A 17,612-nucleotide genomic window follows, 5' to 3' on the forward strand; every position below is an offset into this window, starting at 1 on the left:
GTCGGACAGTTTGCGAAGTAGTCAATAGTTAGTAATGCGCAGTATGTGATGAAGCGCTGTATCGGCGAGATGCAGGATATGCTTATGCATGCGGTCACACTGATTGCGGATATGCTCGGCTTCAGCAGTATCTGTCACTTTAATGCAATGTTCAAGAAATACACCGGCACGCCGCCCGGGAAATTCCGTCAATCCTTCTGGCACAGCATGACGCATACGAAGCATGATGAAAAGCTGTAGAAATCCCTGTGTTCCAAGCATATAGCTCGGCAGCGGTCTCACACGCACAAAAAACCAGCGCCTCACAGAATCGGTGAGGCGCTGGTCTGCATAGAGGGAAAGATATAGGAGAGATTGCAGGTTAAGCGTTGTTCGACTTGCTCTTGGACTCGCGTTCGAGCAGTTCCTTGATGATTTGCGGGTATTCCTTATCCAGCTTATAGAACAGCAGGATGAAGATCATGACTGCGCCGAGGATGGCAATGCCGTAAATGTACAGGTTGGAGATAGTTGCTGCTGCCTTGGAGCCTGCCTCAACTGCCGCGCCGGTGTAGCCGGAAGCGGACATGATGAAGCCGATCAGCGCAGAGCCAATGCCCTGTCCGAACTTCTGACCGGAAGTAACGGCAGACTGAATCGCGCCGGCGGTACGCAGGCCGGTGTACCACTGGCCGTACTCGATGGCATCCGCAATCATGGTGAAGATCAGGCCGAGAATCGGTGTCATGCCGATACCGCGGAGCAGACCGCCGACCGTTACCATCGTGACGCTCAGCGGAGCAATCTTCACTACCAGAGAGCCGGCGATGATAAAGAGTGCACCGATAATGCACCAGTTGCGCTTGGTGGTCAGGTGCATGACCTTGCCAAGCAGCAACGTTGCAAAAATCGAAATACCGTAGCAAGCCGCGTTTACGTTGCCGATGATATTGGAATCCTGAATGATCTGCTTGCAGTAGTACGATGCCATCGTGCCGGAGAAGGTCTGGTACATGGCAAAGAATACGAAGAACAGGAACAGCATGATGAAGTATTTGTTCTTGAACAGCGCCGGAATCGCCTTTTTCAGCGGGATCTTCTCCTCGCCGTACTCATCGAGCACCTGCACGCGCTCACGGACGCACGCGAAGCAGAACAGCATCGCAACCGCTGCCAGAGAAGCGTAAATGGCGGTCAGCACAATCCAGTTGCGCTGGGAATCCATGCCGCCCGGCATAGAATTCAGGATACGGGTGAAGAAATAGGTGACCAGAATGTTGCCGATTGGACTCATCGCCATGCGGACAATATTGATCTTGGCGCGCTCGTCCTGATCGCGCGTCATATAGGTCATTGTGGTCGCAAACGGAAGCTGGAACATGGTATAGACCACGGTCAGCATAAGATTATAGGTGATAAACACGTAGATCGCCTGTGCGAACTGTCCCACATGCTGCGGAACGGTCATCAGCAGCACGGCTGCGATCGCATACGGAATGGACATGCGCAGCATCCAGACGCGGGCGCGTCCGTACTTGGAACGGGTGCGGTCCACGATGAAGCCTGCGGAAATATCCGAGATGCCGTTGAAAATCTGCGAAACCGCGATAATCATACCGATAACGGCCGCCGAAACGTGCGCTACATCGGTGTAGAACATCGTCAGCAGGCTGGTTGCGATGGTGAAAACGATATTGGTTGAAATTTCACCCATGCCGAAGGCGAATTTCTCAAATCCGGACACGCGATCTTTTTTGATCAGCTTGCCGTAGCCGTTCAGATTCATACTCTTTACCTCGTTTCTTTCTCTTTTTCTTTTTTTTGCTGCTTTTTTACTGGCTGATGGTCTGACGCAGCGCGTCGATCGAGGTGTTGACACCTGCATCAACGGTCATGGTCAGGTCCTCCATCTCGAGGGAAACGTCTCCGTCGTAGCCCATCATGTGGCAAACGGAGAAGAATTCCTTCCACCACTGCAAATCCTTGCCGCAGCCGACTGCAACGTAGTTCCAAACGCGGTCAGCGGACTCGGTAACGGGGCGAGGCTCGAGCAGACCGTCGGTGTCAGCCAGACCGCGCTCGATGCGGGCATCCTTGCCGTGAACGTGGAAAATGCAGCCCTTGAGAGCACGAGCAGCCGCGATCGGGTCCGCACCCAGAACCATCATGTGGGACGGGTCAAGGTTGATGCCAAGCATCGGGTCGGTAGCCTCACGCAGCTTGAGCAGGGTAGAAGCCGACCATACCATTGTACCCGGAAATTCTTCGATTGCAATATGTTCAATGCCGCATTTCTTGCAGTGCACAATAAACTCGTTCCAGAACTCAATAGTCACCTTCCACTGGTACTCGTAAGCCGGAGCCATGAAATCCGGCCAAGAAACGGTAGAGGTGATCCAGTTCGGGGTCGTGTCGGTCTCGCTGCCTGCCGGCAGACCTGCCATCGCTACGATCTTCTTAACGCCTAGCAGACCGGCCAGCGTTGCGCAGTCGTACATGGACTTCTTGTATTCCTCGCCGGTCTTGGACGGCCAAAGCGGGTTGCACGAGGTGTTCAGTGCAGAAATGCGCATGCCGCGCTTCTCGAGTTCGCCCATGAACTCCTTGCGCTTGCCCTCGTCCGCGAGCAGCTCGGCGGTGTTGCAGTGCTTGCGCGCACCCCAGCCGCCGGCGGTCATCTCGACCGCGTCGATACCGAGGGACTTTACCTTGTCAAGCATGTCCGTGTAGGACAGATCAGCGAATACGTCAGTGCAAATTGCGAGTTTCATCTATAAAACCTCCGTTGTTTTGAATGATTGAGGCAGGTGCTGGGTATCAGGCGCCTGCCTCGGAGAAGAAATGAGGGATATTGGAGAGATTCAGCGTTACTTCTTATAGAAATCCGGCATTTCGTCGTACTCGACCGGAACGATGGTCTGCGTCTCGCGTGCCTTGGAAGCGGCAGCCGCTGCAACCTGACAGCAGTAGCCATCCCAAGCGGTCGGGCCGTCAACATAGCCTGCCTTGGAAGCGTTGATCCAGGTCTGAATCTCCGCGTTGTATGCATCTGCAAAGCGCTGGAAGCAGTCGGTGTACATTGCCTGACCGGTGGTTGCGTTCGCGTTGACCGAGATGTAATTCGGCTTGGGCATATTCAGTACCGCGCCGTCACATACGATTTCGCACTTGATGTCGTAGTCGTTCTTGTTGTTTACGAAGGATTCAACGTCGATGCGTACGCCGGACTTGGTGGTCAGAATCATAATCTGCGGATCGTGCAGATCCTTCGGACCGTTGTTGGTGGACTTGCCGTAACGAACCTCAGCGGTTGCGTAGTCCTCGCCAAGCAGCCAGCGCAGAACGTCAATTTCGTGAACCATGGAGTTCTCAACCGCCATGGAGTTGTCCCAGTCAGCCGGAACGGACGGGTTGCGGTGTGCACAGTGCAGCAGGAGCGCTTCGCCGTACTTGCCGCTGTCAACCGCTGCCTTGAGCTGCTTGTAGCCTTCATCATAACGGCGCATGAAGCCAACCTGAACCAGCTTCTTGCCAGCCTTCATCTCAGCCTCTACGATGCGCTTGCAGGCATCAGCCTTGGGAGCCAGCGGCTTTTCGCAGAACACATACTTGCCGGCTGCGATGGAAGCCAGAACGTATTCTTCGTGATACGGATCAGCGGTGGTACACATGACAGCGTCAATCTCAGGATCGTTGATCATGTCGATCGGGTTCTCGAAGCCCTTAATGCCGTACTTCTCTGCAACCGACAGACCGAATGCGCCTACCGGATCCGCGCAGGCTACAACCTTGCCGCCCTGCAGGGTGTTGTTGATGCGTTCAATGTGGGTGCGGCCGATACCGCCGGTGCCTACAAGACCAATTCTCAGTTCGCTCATTTTTATACCTTCCTTTTGTACTTTTCAAGTTACGATACCGGTATCGTAACTTTCTAAAAAATTTCCCGCCAGAGGCGGTTTTCTTGCGTTAGATGAATATAATGTTTCTACGATACCGGAATCGCTGTTTACGATACCGGTATCTCTTGTTTGCAAAATGATTATATCATTGTAAATCTGAATTTGTAAACAGGAATACCGCACATACTTTTTACAAATTTTTTATGCACCCTTCACAAAACAGGGCAGACGAAAAAAGCGGACACTACGAGAAGTGTCCGCTGGGGCTGCCGAAAAATTTACGCATTTTCCGCAATGATGATTTCGTTTTTGGTGTAGACCGTGCTGCATTCGGGCGTGCGGTCATAGATGATATATTCAAATAGGAAGCGCATGGCAAGCCGTCCCTGCTCCTGCAAATCACCGCTGATGGTGCAGGCGATTTTGCCCTGACGGAGCAGTTCTATAATTTCGGGATAGCGCTCAAAACACACGATGGACGGCTGAACTGGCAGCGCTGCATCTCGCACCGCACGGCATACATCAATCACACAGCCGCAGGTGATGAACAGCGCGTTTAGGTTGGCATGGCGCCTGAGCATGGCCTGTGTCTGCGCATACGCGACATCGGGCGATTCCTGCGTATCAATGGTATCTGCGATTGTCAGTTCCGGATAATTGGAAATATAGTCGGCAAATGCCTGTTCACGCAGTTCGACCGAGTGCAGCCTGTTGCGGCTGGTGACAACGCCGACCTTGCCGCTGTCGGTCAGCAGGTGCAGCATACGCGCCGCGACCTGACCGGCCTGCTGCATATCCTGTCCGACAAAGCACAGGCAGGGTGCGTTTCCCAAATCGGAATGAACCACGACCACCGGAATCTGCGCATCGTGCAGGGAATTCAGTTCGGACAGAACGGCTTCGCTTTCCATCGGGCTGACTACTACGCCGGCGACACCGGCCGCACGGAATTCCCTTAAACACTGCGCTTGCTCATCTGCATTAGGGTAGTCGATTTCGCGGTAGTCAATCTCAATATTGAAGCTGTTGAAGTCCTGCCGCACGATTTCAATACCGCGCCGCAGATCGGGTGTTGCATTGACGCGCGGCAGTGCAACGCCGATTGTCATTTTCTTTTTCTGATAATTGAGCGCTTTCGCCAGCGGATTGGATTCGTAGCCGTATTCCTTGAGCAGCGCGCGAATCTGCTGGCGTTTGGCGTCACTGACGCCCGGACGGTTGTGGATCACCTTATCCACGGTTGATTTATGCACACCCGCCATATCCGCAATCTGTTTAAGCGTAATTCCCATAACGATAATTCCTCGATGTGACAAATTTTATGATACGATACCGGTATCCATTTCTATTATCCATGCTTTTTAATGGTTTTGCAAGAGAAATTTGCGCGATAACGTAAACAGAACGTCGCCCGAAGGCTTGTTCAGCCAATCAAGCGGCGTTTCCGCAGTTTGTTTTCACAACAGGGGAAAGAGAGAAGGAACGAGAGCAAAACATTGGAGCGTATCAGCTATTTGAGGAAAGAGAGGTTCTGAGCGGGCGGCGGACGCGAGAGAACCTGTTTTTTGCTGCTCAAACGCGGTTTTCGCGCAGCAGACGGGCGGTTTTGCCCAGTGCTTCCATCGTATCCATGGTGTAGTCCTCGTGCTCGATGGAGAGTACGCCGTCGTAACCCATCATCTTGAGTGTGACGAGAAATTCGCGCCACCAGCGTTCATCGTGGCCGTAGCCGGGGATTACGAAATTCCACGAGCGCTTGGCAAATTCGAGCACGCCCTTGCCGTCGAGCAGGGTATTGACCGCCGCCGGCTTTTCTACGCGCACATCCTTGACATGAACATGGTAAATCGCGTCACCGAGCGCACGCGCGACCGCGACCGGGTCCGCGCCCATCCAGAACAGGTGAGAGGGATCGAGGTTGAAGCCGATGGTCTTGTCGCCGCCACATGCGTCGCGCAGTTTCTCAAAGTTCTCCACATCGTGCACGAGCTGACAACCGTGCGGCTCAAGCGCCAGCTTGGTCACGCCGTGCGCCTTTGCGACTTCTTTCAGCTCCTTCCAGTACGGAATGGCGACGGTGCTCCACTGATAATCCAGAATTTCCTGCGTTTCCGGCGGCCACGAGGTCACGACCCAGTTCGGGTATCTGTCCTCCGGACCGCCGCCCGGCAGACCGGACATCATGACAACTTTATCGAGGTCGAAATATTCGGACAGCTTGAAGCACTTGTGCGTCACCTCGTCTTCGCGCTTTCCCCAGTCGCCCGGGGCGAGCGGATTGCCCGAGCAGTTGAACGCCGAAATGCTCAGGCCGTGGTCCTTCAGCTTGCCCTTCATTTCATCGCGCTTGGCTTCGCTCTCCAACAGACCGTCCAGATCAACATGCGGCGCACTTGACCAGTTGCCCACGCCGAGCTCGACCTGTTCGATGCCGAGTTTTACGCACGAGTCGAGCAGCTCGTCGAACGACTGACCGCCGAGGCAGTCGGATACCAGACCGATTTTCATGGCAGGGACCTCCTTACTTGACCGTTACCCACTGACGGGTCTCGGCAGACTCCAGAACTGCGTCAATGACCTGCATGACCTTCATGCCGAAGCGGAAGTCGATCTCGTACGGCTTATGCTCCGCAACACACTGGAGGGTATGGTAGACCTCGATGGTTTTCTGGTCTGCGTAGCCGAGACAGATGCCGGCGCCGCCGTAGAACTTGTCATACTCGCCGTGACCCGGTGCGATAAGTACGGTCTTGAAGCCGCGCTCGGTCTTGGGATCATCGTGACGATAGATCTGCACCTGATTCTGATTTTCCTGATTGTATACGATACAGCCGTTCGTCATCTGGATCTCATAGCCGAGCGACATCTTGCGGCCCGCAGCCAGACGGTTGGAGAAGATCGTGCCGCACGCGCCGTTCGCAAAGTTGAACATGAACTGTACAACGTCGTCGTTTTCGACCGGCAGCATGCGGGAGGAGTCCTTCGGGTCGGGGCGCTCGGGCACAATGATCTTTGTCATGCCGCAGACCTCGGCAATATCGCCGATGAGGTACTGCGACAGGGAAAGCGTGTGGCTTGCCAGATCACCCAGCGCACCGGACGCGGACGCGGACTTGAACATGCGCCACTCGTGCTTCTGATCCGGATCGTTGTAGTAGTCCTGATCGTACATGCCGCGGAAGTTGACGACCTCGCCAAGCTCGCCAGACGCGATCAGCTCCTTGACATACTGCTGGATTGGGTTGCGGACGTAATTGAAGCCGACAGAAGTCACAATGCCGGCGTCCTCGACTACCTTGGTCGCATTAACCGCCTCCTGCGCGGTCATGGACAGCGGTTTTTCGCAGTAGACGTTCTTGCCGTGCTTTGCTGCCTCGACCGCAATCGGGCAGTGCGAAGCGTTCGGCGTGGTGATGTCCACCAGTTCAACTTCGGGGTCCGAAACGACCTCGTGCCAGTCGGTCGTCCAGCGCTTGAAGCCGTATTTCTCCGCAAGCGCCTTCGCGTTATCGCTGTTCACATCGGCTACAACGACCAGCTCCGGTACATAATCATCGCCGAAAATGTTGTTTACCGACTTGTATGCGGTGGAATGGGTGCGGCCCATGAAGCCTGCGCCGATCAGTCCGATCTTGATCTTCTTCATAACTATTTCAGCCTTTCTTCTTCATATTGTATCGTTTGTTGTGAAAAGAGGACCAGCATATGGCTGGTCCTCGGTCATTATGAACTCAGCCCTTCCACTCAGCGAGTTTCGCAAGGAAGTCGTCTACATTGGAGCTGTCGATGATGGTCGGGTCGGAGGGATAGAACGAATCAATGGTCTTGCCCTCGATGGCGTCGAGTGCGCGTGCTACACAGTCATAGCCCATCTGGTAAGCGCCGATATCGACCGTTGCGGTGATCGAGCCTTCCTTGACCGGCGTTGCACCCGAGATACCGCCGAAGCCGCAGACAACAACATCATCCTGCTTGCCCATGGACTGCAGCGCCTGCGCTGCGCCCATTGCAACGTCATCGGAGTGGCATACAACGGCGTCGATCTGATCCGGATACTGCTGCATTAAGCCTTCCAGCGTGGTAACTGCCTTGTCTGCTACCGCGTCGGTGTACTGCATATCCAGCACCGTGCAGCCGCCTGCTTCAATGCCTTCGGTCCAGCCCTTTACACGATCCTCAGAGGTGGTGTCACCCTGCACGCCAGCAAGAATGACAACATTGCCTGTGCCGCCCAGCTTTTCGGCAACATACTCGCCGCCGCTCTTGGCTGCGTCCTCGTTGGAGACACCAACGTAGCTGACCAGCTTATCCGAGGTAAAGGTGGTATCAACCGAAAGCACCGGAATGGTTGCATTTGCAACAGCGGTGGTCGCTACATCGGGCTGCAGCGGCGCCAGCACCAGTGCCTCTGCGTCGCTCGAGCCGAGCGTCGTTTCGATCATGTTGAGTTGCTCGTCGTAGGAGGTCTCGCTCGGAGGACCCTGCAGGTCAACGGTCACGCCAAGGTCATCGGCTGCCTGATTGATACCTGCGGAAACCGCCTGCCAGTATTCTGAATTCAGCGTCTTGAGGATGACCGAAATTTTGTGATTGCCGCCGGCTGCGTCCGAACCGGTGTCAGCCGTGCTGTCACTGCCGGATTGGGAAGCGGAGCCGCCGCAGGCGGTCATTGTCAGTGCCATTGCACTTGCCATCAACATTGCTAAGATTTTCTTTTTCATAATGAAATTGCTCCTCTCATTACGTGCCTTTTCGATATGGCAACTTCTTTTTTCTCTTCCGGGGTGTTCCCAGTTTCCATGGTTCAATTATACCTGCCTGCAACCTGCGATTCCATTCGCAAACAAAACGAACCGCAGTTTTCGTGAAATCAGTCCAAAACCGCTGCGGAAGATTGTGGTATTTCACAAGCAAACACGTGCACGCAGCAGAAAAAGCGGAAAGAAAAAAGCGTGCCTAAAAAGGCACGCTTTGAAAACACGGTTTCTATCGGCGTTTTTACCGATAGAATTGTAAAGGCACGTAGAAGGCACGGAAAGGAAAACCTAAACCTCACATGGTTTTCGCCAAGGCTTCGATGTTCTCATCAATGCCGATCAGCTGCGGCAGTTCGATGAACGCGGCAGGCTGCTTGCCCTGTGTCAGGTACGCTGTCATGGCATTCATCGCAGAAAAGCCCTGCTGATACGGCGCAAGACCGATCGCGAAATCCACAATGCCGCGCTTGACCAGCGCTACAATGTCCGGTGTCATGTTGTAACACACCATTTTAATGTGCTGCGCCTGCTGATCAATCAGTGCCTGCCCAATATCGCCGGTGCAGCCTACTGCGTTAAAGATACCGCGCAAATGCGGATATTGTCGCAACAGATATCGTGTTTTCTCATATGCAATAACACTCTGGTCACGAGAATTGATTTTCTCAACGATACATATTTTAGGAAAGCGCTCACGCATGACCTGCTCGAACCCCTGTACACGTGCACGATGTGTCGACATATCAGGCAGGCCGCTGATGATCGCCACTTCGCCCTCCTCACCAATGCTTTTCGCTAGCAGCGAGGCCGCGACACGGCTGGATGCACCGCTGTTTTCTCCGACAAAACACAGCCGTTTGGAGCCGGGAACATCCGAGTCGAACAACACGATCGGAATGCCTTTTTCCGTCAAGTGATTGATGCGGTCACACAGGCGCTGATTGCGCGTACCGCGGAGCAGAATGCCGTCAATGCCGTGCTCCTCCAGGTAATATAAAATAGAAAGCTGTTCGTTGACGTTTTCACTGTCGCAATGAAAATACTCTGCATGGACTGACTGCGCGCTTTCGCTCATCAATGCATCCTGCATGCCGCGAATGACTTTTTCAAAGAATGGATTAGTCAGCCGGGGCGAAAGCACTGCCACACGATAACTCCGTTCTGGCTCAACTTGCTGTATAATCTCTTTCGGTTTACGTGTGGGTAGCTTATAGCCGAATTCATCGATGATCTTCTGCACATGTGTACGCACTTCGTTGCTTACACCTTCACGGTCGTGTACTACTTTGTCTACCGTTCCGCGCGATACGCCTGATAGCTCTGCGATTTTACGTATGGTCATCTTCATGGCTGTGTTCCTCCGCGTTTGCTTTCCTTTCGTTTATCATATCATAAAGAAGAAAAGGAGGAAAGAGGGGACACACCCATGCAGACAGAAGAATGGCTCAGCCGAGAGAGTACAGCCGCGCCAAGATGAGAGAGAGAATAGGTATGTTCAAAAATAGAGAATGTGTAGATGAACTGCACCCCATTTGTTAGACAGTATGATATACTATCTAACAGATGGGGTGCTGTTCAGACGGCTGTGCCTTTTCTTTACTCTAATTGAGTGTTACAGACAATGAAAAAATGAAAAAAGAAACATCATTCTTCATTTTCCATCCTCAATTCTCAATTCAGAATCTTTTCCATTTCAGAGATCATTTCATCAAACAGCTTTGTTGCGTCCTCGATCGGCTTCGGGCTTGCCATATCCACGCCTGCGCCGCGCAGCAGCGTGATCGGGTCGGCAGAGCAGCCGCCGGACAGGAAGCCGAGGTAATCCTTCACCGCCGGTTCACCCTCCCGCAGAATGCGGCGCGACAGTGCGATGGCAGCGGCGTAGCCGGTCGCGTACTGGTAAACGTAGTAATCGTAGTAGAAGTGCGGGATGCGCGCCCATTCGAGCGAAATCTCCTCGTCTACGTTCATTTCCGGTCCGAAATACTGCTCGTTCAGCTTTTTGTACATCGCGCAGAGCGCTTCGGCGGTCGTGCCCTCGCCGCGCTGCGTCATCTCGTTGGCGGTCAGCTCGAACTCAGCGAACATGGTCTGACGGTACAGCGTGCCGCGGAACTGCTCGAGGAAGTGGTTGATGAGGTACGCGCGCTCCTTTTTATCGGTCGTGACGGACAGCAGGTATTCCATCAGCAGGGCCTCGTTGCAGGTGGATGCAACCTCGGCAACAAAGATAACGTAATCCTGATACGCGGTCGGCTGGGTCTTGTTGGACAGGTACGAGTGGATAGAGTGGCCCATCTCATGCACAAGCGTGAACACGTCGTCGAGCGTGCCCTTGAAGTTGAGCAGTACATACGGGTGTACGCGCGCGCCTGCCGAGTATGCGCCCGAGCGCTTGCCCTCGTTCTCGTACACATCGATCCAGCCGTTGGCAAAGCCTTCGCGGAGCAGATTCAGGTAGTCCTCGCCGAGCGGCGCAAGCGCCTTCAGTGCGATCTCCTTGGCCTCCTCGAACGTGAATTTCATCTCCACGCCGTCCACGACCGGCACATACAGGTCGTACATGTGCAGCTCGTCCACGCCGAGCAGCTTCTTTCTCAGCGCAACATAGCGGTACATGGGCGCAAACGAGCGGTGCACCGCGTCGATCAGGTTGCGGTAAATCTCGGTCGGCACCTCGTTGCCGTCGAGCGCGGCATCCAGTGTCGAGGGATATTTTCTCACGTTTGCGAAAAACAGTAGCTGCTTGAGCTGCGCGGACAGCGTTGCCGCCGAGGTGTTGCGGAACTGGCCGTACACCGAGTACAGCGAATCGAACGCGGACTTTCGCAGCACACGGTCGTAGGACTGCATCAGCGGGATGAACGTGCCGTGCGTGACCGGATGCGCGATGCCGTCCTTGTCCACTGCGTCCGGGAATTTGAGGTCAGCGTCGTTGAGCATGGAGTAAATGTCATCCGGGCTGGCGGCCATTTCGCCTGCAGCGGCGAGGATTGCCTCCTCCTTGTCGGACAGCACATGCTCTCGGCGGCGGCGAATGCGGTCGATATTCAGGCGGTACAGCTCCAGCTCGGGTGCTTCGGCGTACAGACGGTTCATGTCCTCATCGCTGATGGCGAGCAGCTCAGGGGTCTCAAACGCGGCGGCAGACTGAATTTCGACCGCGAAGCGCGTCACCTGGCTGACCATCTCCTGATAGGCGGCGACGCGGGTGTCCTCATCGCTGCGGCGCTGGGCGTAGTGTACGAGCGCGTCAAATGCAAGGCTGATTTCATCATCCAGACGGAAAAAAGACAGCAGAACAGCGCCGCTTTCGGCCAGTCTGCCGCGGAATGCAGTGATGCGCGGAATGAACTCCTTGGCCTTCGCTAACGCGGCACGCCAGTCATCGTCGGTCGCAAACAGATCCTGAATCGCCCATTTGTCCTTTGCGGGCACATCTGCGCGGGCGGGAATTTTATTGGTTTCCATGGAAATACTTCCTTTCTGGTAGAGTTTTTCTCTGATTATTATGATACCGCAACAGCAGGTTTCATGCAAGCGGATTTACGGCTAAAAAACAGACATCCCTCTCACATTTCCGTAAGAGGGATGGAGTCTATTCTTCCTCCGGCAGCGAATTGCCGTAGGTTTCGAGTGCGCGCTTGATATCATTCCACGCAAAACCGCGACGCTGGAGTGCCGCAACGGCTTTTTCGACCTCTTTTCGGTCGGAAACGTCACCGCGCAGGCGTTTTTCGAGCAGAGCCAGCATTTGCGCCTCATCCGGAGAGAAGGTCTGCATAGCCGCTTCTGCGGTGTCGCGGTCTATGCCGCGGCGGGTCAGCTCCTGCCGGATGCGTGCCGCGCCGTAGCCCTTGCGCGTGTAGCCGCGCACAACGCTTTCCGCGAAAAGCTCGTCATTGAGCATACTGCGTTCGATCAGCCACGCAAGCGCGTAATCGGCGGCTTCCTCATCGTGTCCTTTGGCAAGCAGCTTGTCGCGCAGCATTTTCGCACTCAGCGCCCGGTAAGACAGCTGTTTTACCGCCATATCGAGGGCTGCGCGGTATTTATCCTCGCTCATTATTCTTCGTCGAGGTCGTCAAAATCGTCCGCGTCGATGGAGACCGCCTTGGAGGACGACGGACGCGGTGCCTTATCCGCAGGCTTTTCGGCCTTCTCGGTCGGCACAGCGGCGGAAGGACGTGCCGCATGGCTCTGCGCCAGCTTGCTGCGCTCCTCGGCTACCTTTTCCATGATCTGCTTCTGTACGTCATCCGCGATGTCCGGATGATCCTTGAAATACTGCTTGGCAGCATCGCGGCCCTGACCCAGACGGGTATCGCCCATGGAGAACCACGCGCCGGATTTGTTGAGGATGCCGAATTCCACGCCGAGATCGACCAGCTCGCTCGTGCGGGAAATGCCTTCGCCGTACATAATATCGAACTCAGCCTGCTTGAACGGGGGAGCGACCTTGTTTTTTACAACCTTTACGCGGGTGTGGCTGCCGATCAGCTCGGTGCCGTTTTTCAGATGCTCCACGCGGCGAACCTCCATGCGGACAGACGCATAGAACTTGAGCGCACGGCCGCCGGTGGTGACCTCCGGATTGCCGTAAATGACGCCGACCTTCTCACGCAGCTGGTTGATAAAGATGGCTACGCACTGGCTCTTGGCGATCGAGCCGGCCAGCTTGCGCATCGCCTGACTCATCATGCGGGCATGCAGACCGACGAAGGAATCGCCCATTTCGCCTTCGATTTCGGCGCGCGGTGTCAGCGCGGCAACCGAGTCGATAACCACGATGTCGATCGCGCCCGAGCGTACGAGCGCCTCCGCAATGTCCAGACCCTGCTCACCGGTGTCCGGCTGGGAGACCAGCAGGCTGTCAATGTCAACGCCGAGTGCCTTGGCGTAAACCGGGTCGAGCGCGTGCTCGGCATCGATAAACGCAGCCGTGCCGCCCAGCTTCTGTGCCTCTGCAACGCTGTGCAGCGCAACCGTGGTCTTACCGGAGGATTCCGGTCCGTAGATCTCAATGATTCGGCCGCGCGGCAGACCGCCGATGCCGAGCGCGAGATCCAGACCGATCGAGCCGGTCGGGATGTGTTCGATATTCATGCCGGTGTTTTCGCCCAGACGCATAACCGAGCCTTTGCCGAACTGCTTTTCGATCTGACCGAGCGCAGCGGCAAGTGCTTTCTTCTTATCAGTCGCAGGAGCGACCGGTTCCAACTGCTTTTTGGTAGCCATGATAGCATTTCCTCCTGAAAAAGTTACAAATATGCAAGCCGCAGAGCGGCGGTGTATTCGGATTCGATACACCCATTATAACAGGGTGCTGATTTGAATGCAATGATTTTATCGAAAATTTGTTCGATAAAATTTGATATAAAAAATCCTGCCTTTTCAGGCAGGATTTTCAACGGGTCTTATTTACCCTGTGCGTCGATATACGCCTTCGCATGCTGCTTGAGCTTGTCGAAGGTTTCCTCGCTCAGCACATGCTCGATGCGGCACGCATCCTCAGCGGCGGTCTCAGCGTCCACGCCGAGAGCGGTGAGGAACGCGGTGAGCACGGTGTGGCGCTCGTAAATGCTGGTGGCGATCTGCATGCCGGATTCGGTCAGTCCCAGCAGACCGTTCTGGTCGATGGAAACGTAACCGTTATCGCGCAGCAGGCCAACGGCACGGCTGATGCTCGGCTTGGAAAAGCCGGTGTAGTGCGCAACGTCGATCGAGCGCACCTGTCCATTTTTCTGCGTCAGAACCAGGATGGCTTCCAGGTAGTTTTCCGCGCTTTCCTGAATTTTCAATGCACGGACCTCCTTTTTCTAAGATACACTTTTCTGTAGGGCAGCACATGGGTTGGTCCTGCCGCGAAATTCTATGATAGTATATCTATTTTATCATGACTTGCGTGTTTTTGCAATCTGCGTTGAACAAATTTCAAGCGGAAACAGCGGCTTGTGTTACGGCTGATCGGGCGGGAGCGGATTTTCCGGTGTATTCTGCGGCTCGGGCTGCGGTGCGGGAGCCGGCTGCTCGAACGGCTGCGGCTCGGGCATTTTGCGGTCAATGCTGCGCAGGGTGCGGTGCATGCTGAACAGCATCATAATAAATTCATAGCCGAGCCGTGCAGCAATATTTCCGACAATAAACAGCAGGATCGCCCAGAAAAAGTGGAAAAACAGCAGAATAACACTGTAAACAGCCAGCGCAGCGACCGTCATGCAGTACAGGATTTTCAGCAGACCCTCGGTGTATGCGTGCCGGAAATTGAGAAAATCATGCAGCTTTGCCGCTGTACCGTGGTAGTGATTCGGTTTGCGGACAAACAGCGTGTACAGCGCGATGCCACCCGCAAGAATCAGTAAAAGTGCCAGAATCGGCAGAATCATTGTGAAAAGCGGTGTGTATGTATAGGTGTAAGCGTAATTCATGGTATGCACCTCTCCTTTGGAAATGGGTTGATACATTTTTAGTGTACCATATTCTGCGGGGTTGATAAAGGGAAAGTTGAATAATTGAGAATGGAAAATGGAGAATGGAGAATGCAGGTGAGGGGAAAATCGGTGTATTTATCAGGTGAGAATGGCGTTATCATTAAGAAACGGCGGCAATCGTGGAATCGCAGGGGCGGCCGGCGACCGCCCGCATACCGTTCAATATTACGTTCATTTTCCATTCTCCATTCTCAATTTTTCATTTCAAACCGCCTACGACCATTGCAAATTCAATCAAAATGTTGTACTCTTGATGTACCACCGAACAGGAGAGATACCATGAAAATTTTGCATACCACACCCGCGCAGGACGGGTTTTATATGCCTGCGGAGTTTGCACCGCATGAGGGCTGCCTGATGATCTGGCCGGAACGCGCCGACAGCTGGCAGTACGGCGCCTATGCGGCCCGGAAAGCCTTTCTGCGTGTGATCGAGACGATTTCCGAAAGCGAAAGCATGACCGTGCTCTGCTCGGAAGGGCAGTATGACAACGCGCGTGCGCAGCTGCCCGACCGCGTTCGTCTGGTCGTGATGGAGACTGACGATGCGTGGGCGCGTGACGTTGGCCCGACCTTTGTTATCAACGGCAGGGGAGAGCGCCGCGGCATCGACTGGGGGTTTAACGCGTGGGGCGGCGATGTGGACGGCCTGTATCCCTCGTGGGAGAAGGACAACCGCGTGGCGCGCAAGTTCTGCGACCTGGTCAGCAACGACGTATACGACAAACGCGATTTCATTTGCGAGGCGGCTCCATCCACTCGGACGGCGAGGGCACCGCGCTCGTCACCGAAGCCTGCCTGCTGAGCGCGGGACGCAATCCCGATCTCACAAAGACTCAAATTGAGCAGGTTTTGTGCGATTATATGGGCGTTTCCAAGGTGATCTGGCTGCCGCGCGCATTTATAACGACGAAACCAACGAGCACGTTGACAATGTGTGCGCCTTCACGGCTCCGGGCGAGGTGGTTCTCGCGTGGACGGACGACGAGACCGACCCGCAGTATGCGCTTTCCAAGGCCAGTCTGGATGCACTGGAAGCTGCGACCGATGCCAAGGGCCGCAGGATCAAGGTGCACAGCTGCCGCTGCCCAAGCCGGTGACCATCACCGCAGAGGAGTGCGACGGCCTTGACCTGTGTGACGGCGAGCCGACCCGTACCCCGGGAGAGCGTCTGGCGGCAAGCTACGTCAACTTCTACATTGCGAACGAGGCTGTTGTCATGCCCGCCTTCGGCGACCCGATGGATGAAAAGGCGCAGGCCATCCTGCAGGAGCTTTTCCCGACCCGTAAGGTGGTTGCGATTGCTGCCCGCGATATTCTGATTGGCGGCGGCAATATCCACTGCGTGACCCAACAAATCCCGAAAGTGTAAAAATAGAGGACGAACCAAGCGGTTCGTCCTTTATTTTGCTATTTTTACTTGAGCAGGGCGTTATCGGTGAAATAGTCGATCTTCATCGCGTGACGGACTCGATCGAGCGTACCCTGAGCGGTCTCAGCGGCGATTTCGCTGCCCTTCTTGAGAATCTCGTAGACTTCAGGCAGGCGACCCTCCCACTGCGCACGGCGCTCACGCATGGGCGACAGCAGAGACTGCATGACGTTGTTCAGGAACTTCTTTACCTTCACATCGCCGAGTCCGCCGCGCTGGTAGTGTGCTTTCAGCTCGTCGAGGCTCTGGTAGTCCGGCAGGAATTCTGCGAAGTGCTCCGGCTGGCAGAACGCATCCAGATAGGTGAATACGGTATTGCCCTCCAGCTTGCCGGGATCCTGCACGCGGATATGGTCCGGATCGGTGTACATGGACATGATCTTGTCACGAACGACCTCCTCCGGATCTGCAAGGTAGATGCAGTTACCGAGCGACTTGCTCATCTTCGCCTTGCCGTCCGTGCCGGGCAGACGCATGCAGGCGTTGTTGGACGGAAGAACAATCTGCGGCATCGTCAGCGTTTCACCGTAAATCGTGTTGAACTTGTGCACGATTTCGCGGCACTGCTCGAGCATCGGCTCCTGGTCCTCGCCGACCGGAACAGCCGTAGCGTTGAATGCGGTGATGTCCGCCGCCTGACTGATCGGATAGCAGAAAAAACCGACCGGAATGCTGGCTTCAAAGTTGCGCATCTGGATCTCTGCCTTAACGGTAGGGTTGCGCTGTACACGGGACACGGTGACAAGGTTCATATAGTAGAACGTCAGCTCGGTCAGCTGCGGCACCATGGACTGGATGAAGATATTCGTCTTTTCCGGGTCAATGCCGACCGCAAGATAGTCCAGCGCGACCTTCATAATGTTCTGGCGCACGCGCTCCGGGTGCTCGGCGTTGTCGGTCAGCGCCTGCGCGTCCGCAATCATGATGTAAATTTCGTCATATTTTCCGGAATTCTGCAGCTTCACGCGCTCGGCCAGTGAGCCGACGTAGTGGCCGACATGCAGGTTGCCGGTCGGGCGGTCGCCCGTGAGAATGATCTGTTTCATATCGTAAAC

15 protein-coding genes and 1 pseudogene are annotated in these 17,612 nt (G+C 54.9%); 2 read left to right on the top strand and 14 right to left on the bottom strand.

From position 1 onward, the window contains the following. Positions 1-48 precede the first annotated feature (48 nt). The gene (locus DXB00_RS08410; RefSeq protein WP_118729221.1) at positions 49-240 is read left to right on the top strand and encodes a helix-turn-helix domain-containing protein; all 192 of its coding nucleotides are present in this window, start codon (positions 49-51) and stop codon (positions 238-240) included. Between the two features lie 121 nt (positions 241-361). On the opposite strand, the gene DXB00_RS08415 is transcribed toward DXB00_RS08410, so the two are convergent. The 13 genes from DXB00_RS08415 to DXB00_RS08475 form a co-directional block, all read right to left on the bottom strand. Beyond that, positions 362-1,765 carry an MFS transporter gene (locus DXB00_RS08415; RefSeq protein WP_158578286.1) on the bottom strand — a complete coding sequence of 468 codons (1,404 nt, stop codon included), beginning with the start codon at positions 1,763-1,765 and terminating at the stop codon, positions 362-364. 46 nt (positions 1,766-1,811) lie between these two features. Next, on the bottom strand, positions 1,812-2,750 hold the full coding sequence (locus DXB00_RS08420; RefSeq protein WP_118729219.1) for a sugar phosphate isomerase/epimerase family protein: 939 nt from the start codon (positions 2,748-2,750) through the stop codon (positions 1,812-1,814). Between the two features lie 96 nt (positions 2,751-2,846). Then, on the bottom strand, positions 2,847-3,857 hold the full coding sequence (locus tag DXB00_RS08425; RefSeq protein ID WP_118729218.1) for a Gfo/Idh/MocA family protein: 1,011 nt from the start codon (positions 3,855-3,857) through the stop codon (positions 2,847-2,849). A gap of 299 nt (positions 3,858-4,156) precedes the next feature. Continuing rightward, positions 4,157-5,170 (bottom strand): LacI family DNA-binding transcriptional regulator, encoded by a 1,014-nt coding sequence (locus DXB00_RS08430; RefSeq protein WP_118729217.1) that lies wholly within the window; start codon positions 5,168-5,170, stop codon positions 4,157-4,159. A gap of 280 nt (positions 5,171-5,450) precedes the next feature. Then, on the bottom strand, positions 5,451-6,386 hold the full coding sequence (locus tag DXB00_RS08435; protein ID WP_118729216.1) for a sugar phosphate isomerase/epimerase family protein: 936 nt from the start codon (positions 6,384-6,386) through the stop codon (positions 5,451-5,453). Positions 6,387-6,399: 13 nt separating this feature from the next. After that, positions 6,400-7,524 carry a Gfo/Idh/MocA family protein gene (locus tag DXB00_RS08440; protein WP_118729215.1) on the bottom strand — a complete coding sequence of 375 codons (1,125 nt, stop codon included), beginning with the start codon at positions 7,522-7,524 and terminating at the stop codon, positions 6,400-6,402. A gap of 85 nt (positions 7,525-7,609) precedes the next feature. Continuing rightward, the gene (locus tag DXB00_RS08445) at positions 7,610-8,599 is read right to left on the bottom strand and encodes a sugar ABC transporter substrate-binding protein (RefSeq protein ID WP_118729214.1); all 990 of its coding nucleotides are present in this window, start codon (positions 8,597-8,599) and stop codon (positions 7,610-7,612) included. 331 nt (positions 8,600-8,930) lie between these two features. Continuing rightward, positions 8,931-9,983 (bottom strand): LacI family DNA-binding transcriptional regulator, encoded by a 1,053-nt coding sequence (locus DXB00_RS08450; RefSeq protein WP_118729213.1) that lies wholly within the window; start codon positions 9,981-9,983, stop codon positions 8,931-8,933. 323 nt (positions 9,984-10,306) lie between these two features. Next, entirely contained in the window at positions 10,307-12,106 is a 1,800-nt protein-coding gene (gene pepF, locus DXB00_RS08455; protein WP_118729212.1) for an oligoendopeptidase F, read from the bottom strand. A 127-nt stretch (positions 12,107-12,233) separates the two neighbouring features. After that, the gene (locus tag DXB00_RS08460) at positions 12,234-12,701 is read right to left on the bottom strand and encodes a regulatory protein RecX (RefSeq protein ID WP_118729211.1); all 468 of its coding nucleotides are present in this window, start codon (positions 12,699-12,701) and stop codon (positions 12,234-12,236) included. Beyond that, complete coding sequence (recA, locus tag DXB00_RS08465; RefSeq protein ID WP_118729210.1) at positions 12,701-13,873, bottom strand: recombinase RecA; 1,173 nt, start codon at positions 13,871-13,873, stop codon at positions 12,701-12,703. The genes DXB00_RS08460 and recA overlap by 1 nt, the downstream gene beginning before the upstream one ends. 179 nt (positions 13,874-14,052) lie before the next feature. After that, positions 14,053-14,436, bottom strand: a complete 384-nt coding sequence (locus DXB00_RS08470) for a metal-dependent transcriptional regulator (protein WP_110435666.1) — start codon at positions 14,434-14,436, stop codon at positions 14,053-14,055. Positions 14,437-14,592: 156 nt separating this feature from the next. After that, positions 14,593-15,063: a DUF4282 domain-containing protein gene (locus DXB00_RS08475; RefSeq protein WP_118729209.1), complete on the bottom strand. Its 471-nt coding sequence runs from the start codon at positions 15,061-15,063 to the stop codon at positions 14,593-14,595. A gap of 420 nt (positions 15,064-15,483) precedes the next feature. Here DXB00_RS08475 and aguA point away from each other — a divergent pair. Continuing rightward, positions 15,484-16,497: pseudogene (aguA, locus tag DXB00_RS08480) on the top strand (agmatine deiminase). Between the two features lie 44 nt (positions 16,498-16,541). Here the strand turns inward: aguA and trpS are convergent. Next, on the bottom strand, positions 16,542-17,603 hold the full coding sequence (gene trpS, locus DXB00_RS08485; RefSeq protein ID WP_118729207.1) for a tryptophan--tRNA ligase: 1,062 nt from the start codon (positions 17,601-17,603) through the stop codon (positions 16,542-16,544). Between the last annotated feature and the right edge of the window lie 9 nt (positions 17,604-17,612).

The sequence above is a fragment of the Butyricicoccus sp. OF10-2 genome, from assembly GCF_003481925.1.
Lineage (GTDB): Bacteria > Bacillota > Clostridia > Oscillospirales > Butyricicoccaceae > Agathobaculum > Agathobaculum butyriciproducens.